The sequence below is a fragment of the Pseudoalteromonas sp. P1-16-1b genome (genome assembly GCF_001401785.1).
In the GTDB taxonomy this organism is placed as follows: domain Bacteria; phylum Pseudomonadota; class Gammaproteobacteria; order Enterobacterales; family Alteromonadaceae; genus Pseudoalteromonas; species Pseudoalteromonas undina.
In genome coordinates, this window is record NZ_LKGQ01000003.1 from 67,574 (window position 1) to 84,319 (window position 16,746).

General features: G+C 35.8%; 15 protein-coding genes. All 15 read left to right on the forward strand.

Annotated features, from left to right (window positions below; genetic code table 11):
- Positions 1-3: 3 nt before the first annotated feature.
- The 15 genes from AN392_RS03165 to AN392_RS03235 all read left to right on the forward strand — a co-directional run bounded on the left by AN392_RS03165 (position 4) and on the right by AN392_RS03235 (position 16,744).
- Positions 4-546, forward strand: a complete 543-nt coding sequence (locus tag AN392_RS03165) for a serine acetyltransferase (protein WP_055011801.1) — start codon at positions 4-6, stop codon at positions 544-546.
- Positions 536-1,693 carry a VpsD family glycosyltransferase gene (locus AN392_RS03170; RefSeq protein ID WP_235575565.1) on the forward strand — a complete coding sequence of 386 codons (1,158 nt, stop codon included), beginning with the start codon at positions 536-538 and terminating at the stop codon, positions 1,691-1,693. The genes AN392_RS03165 and AN392_RS03170 overlap by 11 nt, the downstream gene beginning before the upstream one ends.
- The gene (locus tag AN392_RS03175; RefSeq protein ID WP_055011912.1) at positions 1,686-3,098 is read left to right on the forward strand and encodes a lipopolysaccharide biosynthesis protein; all 1,413 of its coding nucleotides are present in this window, start codon (positions 1,686-1,688) and stop codon (positions 3,096-3,098) included. The genes AN392_RS03170 and AN392_RS03175 overlap by 8 nt, the downstream gene beginning before the upstream one ends.
- Positions 3,095-4,303: a VpsF family polysaccharide biosynthesis protein gene (locus tag AN392_RS03180; protein ID WP_055011803.1), complete on the forward strand. Its 1,209-nt coding sequence runs from the start codon at positions 3,095-3,097 to the stop codon at positions 4,301-4,303. Before AN392_RS03175 ends, AN392_RS03180 begins: the two co-directional genes overlap by 4 nt.
- Positions 4,304-4,417: 114 nt before the next feature.
- Positions 4,418-4,912: a serine O-acetyltransferase gene (locus tag AN392_RS18800; protein WP_055011804.1), complete on the forward strand. Its 495-nt coding sequence runs from the start codon at positions 4,418-4,420 to the stop codon at positions 4,910-4,912.
- A 102-nt stretch (positions 4,913-5,014) separates the two neighbouring features.
- On the forward strand, positions 5,015-6,349 hold the full coding sequence (locus AN392_RS03190; RefSeq protein ID WP_055011805.1) for a phenylacetate--CoA ligase family protein: 1,335 nt from the start codon (positions 5,015-5,017) through the stop codon (positions 6,347-6,349).
- 1 nt (position 6,350) lies between these two features.
- Positions 6,351-7,427, forward strand: coding sequence for a glycosyltransferase family 4 protein (locus AN392_RS03195; RefSeq protein WP_055011806.1), 1,077 nt, complete (start codon positions 6,351-6,353; stop codon positions 7,425-7,427).
- 2 nt (positions 7,428-7,429) lie between these two features.
- On the forward strand, positions 7,430-8,623 hold the full coding sequence (locus AN392_RS03200) for a hypothetical protein (protein WP_055011807.1): 1,194 nt from the start codon (positions 7,430-7,432) through the stop codon (positions 8,621-8,623).
- 15 nt (positions 8,624-8,638) lie between these two features.
- A complete protein-coding gene (locus AN392_RS03205; protein WP_054200728.1) occupies positions 8,639-9,367 on the forward strand; it encodes a WecB/TagA/CpsF family glycosyltransferase in 729 nt (242 codons plus the stop codon).
- A 2-nt stretch (positions 9,368-9,369) separates the two neighbouring features.
- On the forward strand, positions 9,370-10,362 hold the full coding sequence (locus tag AN392_RS03210) for an acyltransferase family protein (RefSeq protein ID WP_055011808.1): 993 nt from the start codon (positions 9,370-9,372) through the stop codon (positions 10,360-10,362).
- A gap of 366 nt (positions 10,363-10,728) precedes the next feature.
- Positions 10,729-12,927, forward strand: a complete 2,199-nt coding sequence (locus AN392_RS03215; protein WP_055011809.1) for a choice-of-anchor A family protein — start codon at positions 10,729-10,731, stop codon at positions 12,925-12,927.
- 110 nt (positions 12,928-13,037) lie between these two features.
- On the forward strand, positions 13,038-13,436 hold the full coding sequence (locus AN392_RS03220) for a hypothetical protein (protein ID WP_055011913.1): 399 nt from the start codon (positions 13,038-13,040) through the stop codon (positions 13,434-13,436).
- A 188-nt stretch (positions 13,437-13,624) separates the two neighbouring features.
- Positions 13,625-15,028 (forward strand): undecaprenyl-phosphate glucose phosphotransferase, encoded by a 1,404-nt coding sequence (locus AN392_RS03225; RefSeq protein WP_055011810.1) that lies wholly within the window; start codon positions 13,625-13,627, stop codon positions 15,026-15,028.
- Positions 15,012-16,226 (forward strand): outer membrane beta-barrel protein, encoded by a 1,215-nt coding sequence (locus tag AN392_RS03230; protein ID WP_055011811.1) that lies wholly within the window; start codon positions 15,012-15,014, stop codon positions 16,224-16,226. The genes AN392_RS03225 and AN392_RS03230 overlap by 17 nt, the downstream gene beginning before the upstream one ends.
- Positions 16,223-16,744 carry a polysaccharide biosynthesis/export family protein gene (locus tag AN392_RS03235; protein ID WP_055011812.1) on the forward strand — a complete coding sequence of 174 codons (522 nt, stop codon included), beginning with the start codon at positions 16,223-16,225 and terminating at the stop codon, positions 16,742-16,744. The genes AN392_RS03230 and AN392_RS03235 overlap by 4 nt, the downstream gene beginning before the upstream one ends.
- Positions 16,745-16,746 lie beyond the last annotated feature (2 nt).

The window sequence follows — 16,746 nt, forward strand, 5'->3', positions numbered from 1 at the left end:
TTTATGACTCCTTTTGAGCTTATAAAATGTGATTTGTATCGGAGTACCGCAAGGTACTCCCATAAATTATTAATAAAAAACTTAATCAATAATAACCGTTCTTTTAAGTACACTTTTTGGTGGAGGCTAACTCAGTCTAATAACCTATTGATTAGGACATTAGCAAGGCTTATGCATTTAACCTTATCTATTAGGTATCAAATACAAATACCTAAAGAAGCAAAAATTGGTCCTGGGCTCAATTTAGGTCATGCTACTGGAATAGTTTTAAGTCCAACAGTTGAAATTGGAGCTAACTGCAATATTAGTCAATTTGTAAATATTGGAAGTAACCATGGGAAAGCTGCCTCTATTGCAGATAACGTGTATATAGGTCCTATGGTTTGCATAGTCGAAAATGTTGTCATAGGAAATAACGTCACTATTGGTGCTGGCTCTGTGGTTATTAAGGATATACCTGAAAATTCAACGGCTGTTGGTAACCCTTCTCAAGTAGTCAACCAAAATTATCCTGGCCGATACATTATGAATAAACATGATGAATAAAAAACATGTAGTCCTATTAATGCCACTTTCTACTTATGAGTGGGGTAGTATCAACTATGGCGGAGTGGATAGTGTATGCCAAATGTTTGCAGAATATTTGGTTAACCATGATGACGCTAACTTTAGGTTTACTATTATCGGGCTCGACCCGCAGAGTAAAACCCCTTTCACTGGTGATGTTATTCGTCTATCAGATAATGTTGATTTTGTTTGGCTGCCTGCATCAAGTAAGCAAATAGGCTTTAAAATCCCCGGCATTATTTGGCAAAATTGGCATGTTCGTAAGTTATTAAAAACTTTGAACCCTGATTTAGTGCACACCCACCTTTGGAGCTTTTTGATAGGAAGTGGTTTTAGAGGGAAATCGGTTGTTACAGTTCATAGCTATAAAAAAATAGCTCGGCGTAATGTGGGGTTGGTTAATAACTTTTTATATGAAAAAGCAATACCACGGTTAATAAAGAAACGAAATGATAATGTTGTTGTTGTTGGCAAACAGCTACAAAGTGCAATTGCTGCAGATGGGTTTAAATCTTTAGTAGTTCATAACCCAATAGATCAAGAATACTTTGAAGCTAATTACGTCAAACATCAACGAAAAGAAATAAAGCTTGTTACGTGTGCGTTGCTAACACCAAGAAAGAAGGTGGAAGATTCAATTTCTTTACTAGCTAAATTAATTAATGACGGCATTGATTCCTCATTAGCTATCATTGGGCCACATGCTGATAAAGGCTATACAGAGCAACTGATAAAACAGGTAGCTTCGTTAGAATTAGAAAACAAAGTAAAATTTATGGGTAAGTTAAATAAAACCCAAATTGTACAACAATATCTTAATGCTGATGTAGGTATTTTTACTTCTAGTGAAGAGACCTTTGGCTTAGTACCTCTAGAAATGTTAGCAGTTGGATTGCCTCTAATAACAACTGAGGTTGGAATACTTGAAGATGAGAAAACTTTTTTTGATAAAATGGGTGTTTTATACCTATCTGATACGATAACCCCTAACCGTATCAAAAATTTAATTGCCAATCATAATGTTAATGAGTCTAAAAGTGAACTTGAAGTAAAATTTAATATTGCATCTGTTTTCACGCAATATATTGATTTATATAAAAAGTGTAGTGAAAAAAATAATGATTAGCTCGTTACTTAAATATGCTCCAGTGCAAATTTTTGCTGCAATTAGTGTTTTTGCATTAATTAGTATTCATACCAAGTTATTAACTACAACCGAATACGGAATGTTGGCATTAATGCTATTAACGGTTGAAGTTGTAAGGGCGGTAGCTGCCCAGTGGATAAACTCTAGCATGCTGCGTTTACTTCCTAGTAAAAAAACAGAGGAACATAATAATTTTGCAGCGATTGCCAGCTCAATTATTTTTTGCTGCACATTGCCAGCTTTAGCATTAGTTAGCTTGGGGTTATATTTAACAGGTTTATTAACCTTATCTACGTTTTTAGCTACCTTTTTAGTTTTTTTAACTAAAGCCCTCTATCAGTTCTATCTTGAATTAGCCCGTATAATGGAGCGTTTAAACCAATATAGAGTTGCCGTACTTACTCAATCTATTATGGCTATAGTAATTACAGGCAGCTTGCTAGCTTATTCTCCTAATATCCTTTCTGCGTTATCAGCCCTTGCTTTGAGCTACATAGCTGCAGGTTTAGTTGTTTTTAAACCGCTTAAAATCAGTATTAATAAACTTAAAACTGCAGACGCTCAGGCTATTTTCTCTTATGGCTTACCGCTTATGGCCAGTGGCTTAGTTGCAGCAATATCAAGCCGGTTAGACCGCTACTTCATTGCCGACTCATTAGATTTAGCACAAACAGGTATTTATGCTGCTATATCAAATATTTTATTAGGAATTGGCGCACTTATTTTTATGGTAGTAGCCTTACCAAGTTATCCTGAATTAACAAAAAAAATAAACGATAAAGCCGCTTTGTACAAAGCCCATGGTGAATATTTAACTTTATTATGTTTAATTGCAATGCCCGCTTTAGTTGGGTTTTGTATTTTAGCCGAGCCTATAACGCACCTATTGCTTAGTGAAGAATATTTATCACAAGGTTCTACTATTATTTATATTTTATGTTCGGGGGTGTTTGTTTTAAATTTGAAGGGACATTATATAGACCATGGTTTACAGTTCTCTTTAAACACTAAATACCTGCCAAAAATTAGTGTTTTTTCATTAATTTTAAACCTGTCATTATTAGTTACTTTGATTCCTCCTTTTGGTTTGATAGGTGCAGCGAGTGCTTTTTTAATTGCTAATATTATCGCATTGGTTATGAGTCTATGGTTATCACTAAGAAAAGGGTATAAATACACTGTACCGTTGCAGGTATATAAAATTCTACTTTCAACTGTGTGTATGGCCATATTCCTACCAGAATTACGTGTTCATCATTTTGTGATAATTAATATGCCCATAGTAAATATTATTATTGATATCGTTATTGGTGTGAGCATTTTCTCATGTGTGCTTGCCTTACTGAATTATAAAAAATGTAAAGCATGGGTAATAAATAAATGAAAAGTGAAAGTATTTATAAAGTAATGATGTTCACTTTTTTGACAGCTTTTATTTTTGGCGGCTATTTGCTAGAAAACATAGGTATAAAGTACGTATCAGAAGGCGGAAATCCGTTAGTTAAAATACATATTTCAACGTATATATTAATGCTAACCTTTGCTATCTTTACGCTCAGAAAAGGAATTCAAACACCTATAATTAATCTTAAAGAGCTAAGTTCAGCATGGCTAATTAGCTTACTGAGTATAATTCTTGTGATATTTTATGGTTTATATACCTCGGGTATGTCAGGTATAGCTTATTTGGTCAATACCATGATCTCACCACTTTTAGCTGTTTATTTATTATGTCAGTTAAGCACACATCATAAAGGTAAACTATTAAGCTTACTTGCTTATCTTTTATTTTTTAATGCCATGATTGCTATACTGGAATTTACGATAGGCAAAACAATGGTTAGTGTTGAGTTTGCAAGCTTTAGCTTTTTTCGGTCAACTGCACTCTTGGGTTTCCCTCTCAATAATGCATTAATCACAGCTGCGTTAGCCCCTATACTAATGAGTTATACTCGAATTCCTTATTTAATCTATTTTACCGTTGTAACTTTAGCTTTATTTGCTTTTGGAGGGCGAGCTGCCACTGCTATATTCATTTTCGGAATGTTGTTTTTAATTATGCCAAAAATACCTAGATTTATAAAATCAGGGTTTCATACATCAAAAATGCGTTTTGCGATAATCCAAGCGCTCGCTTTTTTTGCGTTCATTTTTACAACATTAATAATTACTTTAACTCCAATTGGTGCTCGAATCCTCAGTAAGTTGCATATTGATAAGAGTGCTGAAGCACGTTTTAACGTATATGTTTTGTTAGATGAATTAACCCCTATTGAATGGGTATTTGGAGCATCGTCTGCATTTAAGCAAAATATTGATTTCTACATTGGAATAAATGTGATTGAAAATTATATCATTGGTTGGGTTGTTAATTTTGGACTTATTGGCACGTTTTTACTTGTTTTCACTTGCTATAGCATACCATCAAAATTGATGACAAGAAGTAATATAAAATTAAATGTTGCCTTAATTGTATTTATTTTAGTATCAGTGACCAACAATGCATTAACGACTAAAACGCCAGCTTTGTTATTTTTATTTAGCGTAATGTACCTTTCCAGAGCAATAGAAAGTAAGACCAAAATATAGCTCAGTATAAAATACAGGATGTCATTGTTAGCTAAAGTGGAAATATAAAGATAAGAGATATTTAAAGCAAAATTTTTTAGAAATTTATACAATTTAAAATGATGAGGTTAAATAATGCCCAATGCAATACTGTTATATAGAGTCTCCAGGTGGCTTTATTTAAGAAAAGTCCCTTTATTACCAAAGCTTATACAGTTAATGATTTTCCTGTTTTATAATTCTAAATTACCTGCTAGTGCGGATATCGGGAAAGGTTCTTTTCTTGTGGTTAAAGGTATTGGGGTAGTAATTATTGATAACGCCAGAATAGGAGAGCGTTGCAGGATTGGTATTGGTTGCAAAGTCGTTGGTAAGGGACCTTATAAGCGTGTTCCTAGTATTGGAGATGATGTTTTTCTTGGTCCAGGCTCTGTAATCGTAGGACCAGTAATAATTGGTAACAAAGTAATAGTCGCTCCAAATTCTGTAGTTACAAAAAGTGTACCTAATGGATGCATAGTTGGTGGAGTTCCTGCAAAAATTATCGGGAATATAGACGAATTGAATTATGACATATTAAAAAACGAGAGTTATTTAGATGATGTAGCTCCATATATGGTAAAAAAATAAAACAAGACTTTGTCAAGTAGACAGTCATGTTTAATCTTATGTAATTTAATTGTATTTTGCGATCTCTAGCAATTAAACCTGATATTTAAAGGAATAGTATTGATGTTTACGAGTAAGGTATACATAAAAAGCCCTATTTTCATTCAAAACATTTTATTAAGTAGTCGTGCATTTATACGTAAAAAACTTAGGGAAAATAATGATTGCGAAAAGCTTACTCAAAAGTTACAAGCTCATGAATTTAACAGTGAATTGCTGAAACAGTATAGTGATGGAATGCTCAGCGATGTAGTTACAAATGCAAATGAGGCTGTTGATTACTACATAGGGACTGGAACAGATATAGAAAAGTACCCATATATCGATAAATCTACAATTAATAGCCATAAATATGAGTTTGTGTCACCTCAAAAAAGAGGCGCTGTAATTAATGGCGCAACGAGTGGCACAACAGGTGCTCCACTAGTTATCCCGCAGAATATGCAATCAATAATTACTGAACAAGCTTTCGTTAGCAGAGGCTTAGCATGGGCTGGATTTAAAGAGGGTGATAAGCGAGCATGGCTCAGGGGCGATATTATTGTACCACTCGAACAAAAAAAAGCGCCATTTTGGCGTTACTCCTATTTTGAAAATATGATTATGCTTTCATCCTTTCATATGGCACCTGCTAACTTGCAGTCATACATAAATACAATGGTTAATTTTGGTGTGCAAGTTATTCAAGCCTACCCCTCTTCTATAACCACGTTAGCTAAATACTTAGAAGTGAGTAATCAATATTACCCAGGAGACTTAAAGTCGATTGTTACCTCATCAGAGTCTTTATCAAAAGAAGACAAACATCTAATTGAAACACGCTTTAAATGTACTGTTTTTGATTGGTATGGATTATTTGAGCGTGTAGCTGCTATTGCCAGTTGTGAGCATGGGCGATATCACATTTTAACAGACTACGCTCATGTAGAATTATTGCCTGCCGGAAAAACTGAATCAGGTCAGCAACGTGCTGAAATTGTAGGTACTAATTTTAATAATTCACTTTACCCATTAATACGTTATAAAACTGGTGATCATGTTGTATTGTCTGATGAGCCAAATTGCCCCTGTGGTCGTGTTTTTCCAATTGTTGATTCTATAGAGGGGAGAATTGGAGATTATCTCTTAGGTGAGGATCGGCAAAAAGTGTATATATTAAATCATATACCAAAAGGTGTTGAAGGGTTATTGGGTTCACAGTTTGTTCAGAAAAAAGATCTGAGCATTGATGTTTTGGTTGTAGTTGATGGGGCGTTATTTAATAAGACTCAAGAAGATAAATTAATTTCGAATACAAAAGAAAGATTAGGTGTGTCCATTAAAGTGAATGTAAAAAAAGTTGATGCAATTCCAAGGACTAAAAACGGTAAAGTAAAGCAGGCTATAAGAGAGTTTTAACGTGAAAAAATTAATAAATCTAACAATAGCCACAGATAAAAACGGACAAGGTGGTATTGCAACAGTTTTAAATGTTTACGAAAGCGAAGGTTTTTTTTATGACACAAATTCAGAGCTTTTAGTAAGCCATTCAACCAATACTAGGTTTGGCATGGCAGGCCAACTATTCAATTATTTACTTTGTATTATCAAGTTAGTTTCTAAATTAATAATATATGACGTTGGCGTAGTGCATATTCATATGGCTTCTAGAGGGAGTTATGCAAGAAAGTCATTGCTAATAAAGCTGATTAAATATTTTAATACAAAAATTATTTTGCATTTACATGGAGCTGAATTTAGAGAGTTTTATAATAATGAATGCTGTGAATCTAAAAAAGCACAAATAAGAACAACCTTTAACTCTGTAGATAAGGTTATTGTCTTATCTACTCAGTGGCTGGATTGGCTTGATACTATATTAGACGATCGTAAAAAAGGAGTTGTAGTTTATAATGCCGTTCCTAAATTAGAGATAGAAAAAGAGAAAACTAATAACTTTAATTTTGTATTTTTAGGGCGGTTGGGTGAACGTAAAGGTGTATCCGATTTAATAAATGCTTTCAATGGTGTTGTTAAAGAGTATCCATACGCTAGATTGTTGCTTGGTGGTGACGGCGAGATTAAAAAATATCAGAAAATGGTTAATGAGCTAGGTCTAGATGAATGCGTTGAGTTACTTGGTTGGGTTGCTGGCGATAAAAAAATTAATATTTTAAAGCAAGCTGATGCATACGTGTTACCAAGCTATAACGAAGGCTTCCCAATGGGAGTGTTAGAAGCAATGTCATGTAACATACCTGTTATTGCTTCTACTGCAGGTGGAATTCCAGATGCCATTACAAATAATATTGATGGCTTACTGATTAAACCTGGTGATGTTGGATCTCTAAAAATGGCAATGAATAGGTTAATTGAGTTTCCTGTAGAAACAGAAAAAATGAGAGATGTTGCAAAAGAAAAGTTTTTAAATAACTTTAGTCCTAGAGTAATCATTCCAAAGCTTAAATGTATTTATAAAGAGCTGGGAGCAATTTAGTAATGTTAGATAGCAACTATTGCAAAAAACTATTACTTAATAAGGCAAAAAAAGGGAATTATGCTGGGCAAGACCCATTTGATGGGCTCAATAGTAAGCTATTTGAATTAACTCCTCGATTTAAACAAGGCATTGTAGGGCTTGCTTGGATTCAGCTGCATAAACGTTTAGCTATTAACTTGCGACCATTATGTGCTGTGCCCAAAAAGCGTAACCCAAAGGGTATTGGTTTATTTATTTTAGGTTTATTGGAAGACTATAAAGCAACTAATGAGCAAACTTATTTAGATGAAGCGATAAAGCTAGCTGATTGGTTATTGACCCAGCAAAGTGATAAATCTATTTGGCAGCATAGCTGTTGGGGTTACCACTTTGACTGGAATGCTCGTGCTTTTTTTGTACCTAAAGGTAAGCCAAATGTAATTACTACTATTTATGTTGCTCAGGCTTTATATGCATTAAGTGAAATCACCAAAGACAAAAAATACTCAGATCCTGCAATTGATAGTGCACATTTTATTGTAAAAACATTATATAAAGAATGTGATGGTAGGCAGTTTTTTGGTTACATACCGGGTGAAACTGCATTTGTACATAATGCTAGCCTTTGGGGCGCTGCATGGGTTGCAAAAGTTGCCGTGCTGACTAACAACCAACATTACAAACAGCTTGCTTTAAATGCAGCAAGGCAGTCGGTAAGCGAACAGGGACTTGATGGCTCATGGGTATATGGTGCTCGCCATCATCATCAGTTTATTGATGGCTTTCATACCGGTTATAATCTAGAGGCACTTCGCTTACTGAGTGATGAATTACAAACTGATGAGTTTGAATCGGCAATTGCAAAAGGTCTTACTTATTATAAAACACATTTGTTTGAGCAAGATGGCACTGCAAAATATTACAATAATAATCGCTACCCACTCGATATGCACAGTGTTTCGCAAGCTGTTTTTACGTTATTAAAAGTAGGTAAAACGCCAGATGACTTTATACTGGCTGAAAAAGTAATTAACCGTGCTATTCAAACCTTATATATGCCTAAAAAGCAGCGTTTTATTTATCAAAAAAATAAGTATTTTACCAATAAGGTAGACTATGTCCGTTGGACACAAGCATGGGTATATTATTCGTTTGCTTATTTTAATAGACAAAAATTGAACAGCGCTAAAAATGCAGTTATTGAACAACTTTAAAAAACGGACTCAACAATGAAACGTATTGAATTTTTAAAAGCACCCATGGATATTGCCACTATGCAAGAGACGGTGTCTTTTATTGAAAGTAGAATTGAGCAAAAGCAGTTTTTACAGCATGTTGTGGTTAATGTAGCCAAAATAGTAAATATGCAAAAAGACCCTGTTTTAGCTGAGTCGGTTAAAGCGTGTGAGGTAATTAATATTGATGGTATGGGTGTAGTGTTCGGTGCGCGTTTTTTAGGGCACGATGTGCCAGAGCGTGTAGCGGGAGTTGACTTATTTCATGAATTATTAGCTATGAGTGCCAAGCGAGACTTTCCTGTGTTTTTATTGGGTGCCACCGAAGAAGTAGTGAGCAAAACAGCCGAAGTCGTTAAAGCACAAAACCCAAATTTAAACATAGCAGGTTATAACGATGGCTACTTTTGGGATGATGAAGAAGCCGTGGTCACTAAAATACGTGAATCGGGCGCTAAGTTATTATTTGTTGCGATTACCTCGCCTAAAAAAGAAAACTTCATTAATAAATGGCAAGACAAGCTTGGTGTTGACTTTGTAATGGGGGTTGGTGGTACGTTCGATGTTGTAGCAGGTAAAGTAAAGCGAGCACCACAGTGGATGCAAAAGGCCGGTTTAGAGTGGCTATATAGGGTAATTCAAGAGCCAGGCAGAATGTGGAAGCGCTACTTAGTTACAAATTCAAAGTTTGCGTATCTTTTGATAAAAGATAAGTTTTTTTAATTATGACGCGTATAAATTATATTGATAACATGAAGGCAATAGGAATTATACTAGTTGTACTTGGTCATGCAGCTTGGTTGAATGAAGATGTATATACTTTAATATATTCATTTCATATGCCGCTTTTTTTCTTTTTATCTGGTTTTTTAGCATCATCCAAGCGAGAAGTAAAACAGTCATTGATTAAACTATTCCAGCGTTTAATATTACCATTTACTTTCTTTTTTCTTATTTCCTATCTATTTTGGCTACCACTGAACATTCTTGGTGATGGCCAAGCCAGTAAAATGCAGTGGTTTGATCCTCTTAGTCGTTTAGTTACATCCAAGGCTGATAGTTTTCACATTAATGGGGTTCTTTGGTTTTTCCCTTGTTTAATCATTATTTCATTAGCTCAGGTTATATTTTTTTCTGCATTGAAGCCAATATATAGTTTCGTGATCATTTCAGGAATGCTTTTATTAATGCTATTAAGCAACGAGCTAATTTCGGAAAGGTGGTTTTGGTCTATAGATTCTGCTGTTATTGGTATGTTTTTTTATCAACTAGGTGTTCTAGTTAAAAGAGTTAACCTTTTAAGTTATGCAGTATTTAACAATGAGTTTAAAACTTATTTGATTTTGTTATTTACCATTCCAATTTTTTATTATTTAGCGCTATTAAATGGCCGTGTAGATATAAGAGAGTTAAAGTTTGGTGCTTTCCCTCTTTTGTTCCCCCTAATTGCTTGTTTAGGAATATTTATATTATTTTTGATTAGTAAAAAACTCAAACCTAGGCCAATCTTCCAATGGCTGGCAATTTCTTCAATAGTGATATTTCCGCTTCATTTAATTGTTTTTAGGTTTTTACATAAAATCGAAGTTAAGATTATTCCTAATATTTGGTATTTGTTTGATTTGCTTCCTTATCTAAATACTTGTATAGCTATTTGTTGCTTGGTTTTTGTTTTTAGGTTCTTAAAATCTAAGACACCGAGACTTATTGGTTTATAAACTTTAGTCAATCGGGAATTTTGACAACAGTTGTTTTATTCCCATATCTTCACTTATAAAATAGTAAAATCATTTTTCTGGTTGAATCTCCTCACTTTTACTTTCTTGGTTAACATTTATTTTACATTCACTGGTTATTAAATCCTAATCCTTGTTTGTTTATGTAATTTCATACTTTGTAAGTCATTGATTTTAATTTCCAGTCCCTTATTGAGGTTCAAAAGTTGGTACTTTTGTAGTGTTTTTTGTTCCTTTTAATTTTATTTGTGTATATAATGTTCACCAAGCGCTTGATGAATTAACTTTCATTAAACAAATGACTCAAACTTGGTGCCTATAATGCACTTTTCATTTTCGAGGGAAAAAATGACTAACTCATTACTTAAATTTAAAAAGATAAGTGCAGTGATCGCACTTTCTTTAGCCAGCTCTACAACACTGGCTGCAGACTTAGGCGTAGCCAATAATTTTTCAGCATTTGTTTTTGACGATTTTAAATCGCACTTTGGCCGCGCTGATGGTGCAATTGCCGCCGGTGAAATTGATCTTCAAGGTTATAGCGTAGGTTATACTCGCCCTTACAATCGCGATGAATACTATTTAATTAGTGAATCAAGCATAAAATTTAAATACGGCCGCCAATATGTAGGTAGTATGATTGCTGGTGGCGGTACTGACATTCATTGGGGTGTACGCTGGGGTATGGAGTGGGGTTCTAAAATCCTTTCTAACCAAGATGAATCGGCCATGCCTTTTAACTTTGATGAACAAGAAGAGTATTACAAAAGTTTAAGCGCCGAGTTAAACCAGTTAAACCAAACAGGTACAGTTTACCGCAAATGGGGTGGTTTATACCTACAAGGTGACGGAAGGTCTGATAGACAAGTGTTTAATATTGATGGCCGTGATTTTGCCCGTGCTCATACCTTTAAAGTATGGGGTATACCAAGCGATGCAACTGTAATTTTTAATATCACAGGTGGTGCTGATTTACATGTGCGCGGAAAAGGTTTTTGGCATTTACGCCGCCACGCAAGTAAAACCGTATTTAACTTCCCTGATACGCAAAACCTTAATATTAAAGGTAACCGTTGGGAGGGTGTAATTCTTGCCCCTTACGCTGATATTAAAGGCGCTTACGGTACGGCTAAAATGCCAATTATTGGCCAAAGTTTTAAAGGCTCTATGGCATTGCTAGGTGGTGAATTCAATGGTGATTTACCATCAGTTGCTGAGCCTATCGCTCCATTTGCAATGCAGCAAAAATGGCAGTGGAACTCAAGTGAGTTTATGCCTGAGCATGTTCAAGTAATTACTACCCCGATTGTTGCTCAACTTAACGATGATAACGGCGATGGCATTATTGATAACAACGATGTGGCTGATGTAGTCGTTGTTGCATATGACAAAAGTACAAATGCACCTGGAGTAGTGCGTGCACTAAGCGGTATCGATGGCTCAGAGATTTGGACTTACGAGAATGGTGCTGTTTTTAGCGATTCACGTAATTCAATTGCTGCTGCAGATTTAGATGGTGACGGTGTTGTTGAAATTGTTTTAAACGACTATACATCACCAGTGGTTCAAGTTGTTAACAACTTAGGGCAAGTGAAAAAAGAGCTTACAAAATCGGGCAAACCTTTAGGCGCTGTTACATTAAGCGATATTAATAACGATGGCGTAGTAGAAATTGTAACAGGCAATAATGTATTCAGTTACGAAACTGGCTTGCTCTACACTACTAATTGGTCTGCTGCTTCAACAACTTTTGATGCTGATAACAACGGCACTCAAGAAGTACTCGCGGGTGGTGGCTTGTATGATTCTTATGGTGCACAATTATGGCAATATGGTGAACCAGGAGCTATGTGGTTTAGCTCAATAGTTAATTTAGATAACGATTTTTCACCTGAAATTGTAATTAGTAATCCAAGTAACAAGCTTGAAGATAGTGTATTTGCTGTACTTGAGCATAATGGAAATGTTAAGTGGCAAGTAACTAATCCTGATAACTTAGGCGGTGGTGTACAAGCGGTATCTACATTCTTAGGAACAAAAGATTTAGGTATTGTTTACGCAGGTTACACAGCAGTTGATATGTATAACGCAAGCGGTGATTTAGTATGGACTGTTGCCAATGATGATGAATGGAGTGGTAAAATTGGCGTGAGTGCTTATGACTTTAATGGTGATGGTATTGATGAAGTAATTGTACAAGATCACTACAAAGTAAGAGTGTTAAATGGTGTTAATGGTGAAGTATTATCGACAGTTGCTAACTCATCAGGAACGCTTTGGGAATACCCAATTGTGGTTGACCTAGAGGGCGACGATAATGCAGAGCTTGTTGTTGTATCAAATAATACTGATTCTAGATATAGCATTAACAATGGTGTCACTGTGTATGGTGCTGCTGATAACAGCAAACCTTGGAAAAATGCAACTCGCATTTGGAACCAGCACTCGTACCACCAAACTAACATTAGCCAAGATGGTAAGGTACCAACATATGAACTACCAAGTTGGTTAAATAACAATACTTATCGCTCTAGTACGCTTAAATAAAAAGTACTTTTAGCAAATAAAAAGCCAATTAAGTTTTAATTGGCTTTTTATTATTAAATAGTTGTTTAAAATAATTGGCAATTAATAATCATGTTGCATTTGAGGCTTTTTTGTCGAACTTAAAGCAAGACCCAGCTATTAGAAGTTTACTCGAGCGAATGCCTAAGAACATTCAAACTACGTTTACTGATGAACAATTAGCGCATTTAAAAATAGCCATAGGTGCTAGGCAGTGGGGTAATCATGCTGTTGATTGCAGAGGCGTAGTTAAGTTTTTTAAATACCGTTATTACTATGTTTTTTTAGCGGGGCGAAACAGGCGCGAATTAAGCATAAAAGAGCAAAAAATAGCAAGGTTTACTCAAGCAATAATTTTAAGTTTGGTAGTCACGTTTACTATTTTATTTACCTTGCTGGTTTTATATTTGATTAAGTCAGCATTGGGAATTGATATTTTTGATGGATATTCGTTTGGGGTTTGGAGTTGGTTTAAGGGGTTATTTAATTAAACTTAAATAAAATGTGAGTATTCTTTTTGATACTTAATAACAAGCAAGAGTTTACTAAAAGATTTAAACATGAATTTTAGTACTTTTGTCGGAATCAGTAATTGAACAAAATTGGCTAATACTATATTATCCCCGTGGATTTTGTGAGGTGCTACTCACACTGAATTAGCTATAAGGAATTAAGCAAAATGACATCTCCAAGGACTTTTAAACCTTCAGGTTCCTCTGATGCCAATTTTTACCGATTATTTGATATATTTGCGTTATTTTTAGCTTTTCAGTGCGCAGCCTTACTCTACAGTTTTAAACTCACTCCTATTTATGCTGCCTCTGCATTAACTGTTGCCCTAAGCTATTTATACAGTGCTGAGCTGTTTTCTACCTATCGCTCTTGGCGTGCAGGAAAATTTAGAACAATGGTAATGTGTGCATGGGGTAGTGTGCTTATTGCTTTTGCGTTTTTATTAGTTGTGTCTTTTGTATTTAAGTTTACCGAGTCACTTTCTCGTGTTGGTGTGGTTATTTGGTTTTTACTAAGTGTGGCTTATTTGTACATTTGGCGCTTAGGGGTTTATTGGTATAAACGTAGCCGCCGTAAATTAGGGCTATCGCAACGCAATGTGGCCATTATTGGTGCTACTGAGTCTGCTGCTTATTTACATGCTGAAATAGTTAAACACGATGAGCTTGGGTTTAACTTTAAAGGTTTTTACGACGACAGAAGCCCTGAGCGTTTATTTGAACAACTTGAACAGCAGGGTGTTGAGGGCGGTATACAAAGTGCGGTAGATGCTGCTCGCAATGGCGAAATAGACATACTTTATATTGCGCTGCCTATGAAAGCGCAAAAACGTATAGCCGACATTTTATTGCAGTTGGGCGATACCACAGTAGATGTGCACATAGTGCCAGACTTTTTACTCTCAAATTTAATACATGCTCGCATTGAGCATGTTGGTGATGTAGATACATTAAGTGTGTTTGAAGCACCTTGTATTGGCACTCACGAATTTATAAAGCGGACAGAAGATATAGTTGTTTCGGCTATTATTGTTACCTTAATCACCCCATTATTATTGATTATTGCTGCCGCAATAAAGTTGACATCTAAAGGGCCTATTATTTTTAAGCAAGATCGCTATGGCTTAGATGGGCAAAAAATAAAAGTGTGGAAGTTCCGCTCGATGACGGTGACTGAAAACAGTGACGTGGTGACTCAGGCAACTAAAAATGATGCCAGAATTACTCCGTTAGGTGGCTTTTTACGCCGAACTAGCCTAGACGAACTGCCGCAGTTTATAAATGTTTTAAAAGGTGACATGTCTATTGTTGGTCCAAGGCCCCATGCGGTTGCCCATAATGAAGAGTACCGAAAAAAAGTAGAATTTTACATGTTTAGGCATAAAACCAAACCGGGTATTACCGGTTGGGCACAAATAAACGGCTGGCGCGGCGAAACCGATACACTTGATAAAATGGCCAAGCGAGTTGAATACGACTTACATTACATTAAACATTGGTCTTTATGGTTTGATGTAAAAATAATTTTTATGACAATTTTTAAGGGATTTAAAAGTGAAAATGCGTACTAATACAATTACCACTTTACTCGTTGCGTTAGGCTTATCAGCACCTGCATTAGCAGTAGAATTACAACCAGGCAGTGTAATGACTAAAGACGGCGCTGAGATTACACCTACGCTACAACTAGGTGTGAGCAGCAACGACAACTTTTTTATGACGCCGTCTGCCACTCAGTCACGTTTAATATGGAATATAGCGCCGAGTTTAAATGCATTGATTGAAGACGGCCCAGACAGTTATAAATTTGATATTGCATCAAGCACGTCGTTTCATAATAAAGACACTACCGATAACTTTACCCAAGTTAATGTGGGTGCCGGCGTACATAAAGAGTTTACTAGCCAACACCGATTAGATGTTACTGGCGATGCCGACTGGTTGTACGAGCAACGTGGTGGCGGATTAACTGAAGGTCAGGGCAGCGCACTAGATGAGCTTGTAAATTATCAGCAACAAAACCTAACTGCCCGTTATGAATATGGCGCAGAAAGTTCTAAAGCTCAGGTTGCTTTAACGGCAGGTTATTATAACAAAAATTACCAAAATTTTACGGCCATATCGCAGTACCGTGATTACGATAAACCGATGTTGGGTATTACAGGTTATTATAACACCCAAGCAGGTACGCGTGCCTTTTTAGAAATAAAGCAAGAAAACTACCAATACGATGTAATTGATTCAAACGGTATTACCCGCGATTCAGACGACGTAAAAGTATTATTAGGTATGGAGTGGGAAGCTACAGCCGTTACTACTGGCTCGTTTAAAGTGGGTTACCAAAATAAAGATTTTGAATCAAACTTGCGCGATAACTTTAGTGGTTTAAGTTGGGAAGCTGCTGCAGTTTGGAAACCTCTTACTTATTCATCACTACAGTTGGTTACTAGCCGTGCCGCTAAAGACCCATTACTAGAAGGCGACTACATTCGCGAAAGTGTTTATGGTGCAACTTGGCAGCATGATTGGAGCGAGTATTTAAGCTCTGTAGTAAGTGCTAATTATGTTGACCAACAATATTCAGGTAACTTAAACCGTAAAGATAAAGTTAAAAATGCGCGCCTTGGTTTAAATTACTTAGCCAGTAACTTTGGTATGGTAACCGGTTATGTTGATTTTATTGACCGCAATTCTACCCAAACTAATATTGAATTTGACCGCGTAATTGTTGGCCTTAACTTTACATTTGCATTAAAGGGAAATGAATGAAGGTTAAAATTTTAACGGGCTTAATTTTATTGCTGAGCTTTGGTAGTTTTGCGAACGATTCGCAAAACTACATTTTAGGTGCGGGTGACAAAATAGAAATTAAAGTATTTGGCCAACCAGACTTAGATGTAACCTCACTGCTTGGTAATAGCGGTGAGATTAACTACCCATTTTTAGGTAAGGTTAAACTTGTGGGTTTAAGTGTTTCGCAAGTTGAGCAAACAATAAGCGAAGGCCTGCAGCCGGACTATTTAGTTAACCCTAATGTGTATGCGCAAGTTATAGAGTATCGACCTTTTTATATTCATGGTGAAGTTAAAGAGCCAGGCGCTTACCCTTATCAACCTGCTATGACGGTAAATCAAGCAATAGCATTGGCCGGTGGATTAACTGAACGCGCCTCGGTTGATAAAATATTTATTTTTAAAGAGCAAACCAAACAGCAGCAACAAAAAGGTAGTTTAAACAGCCAAATTGCAGCGGGTGACACCATAAAAATAGAACAGCGCTTGTTTTAAGC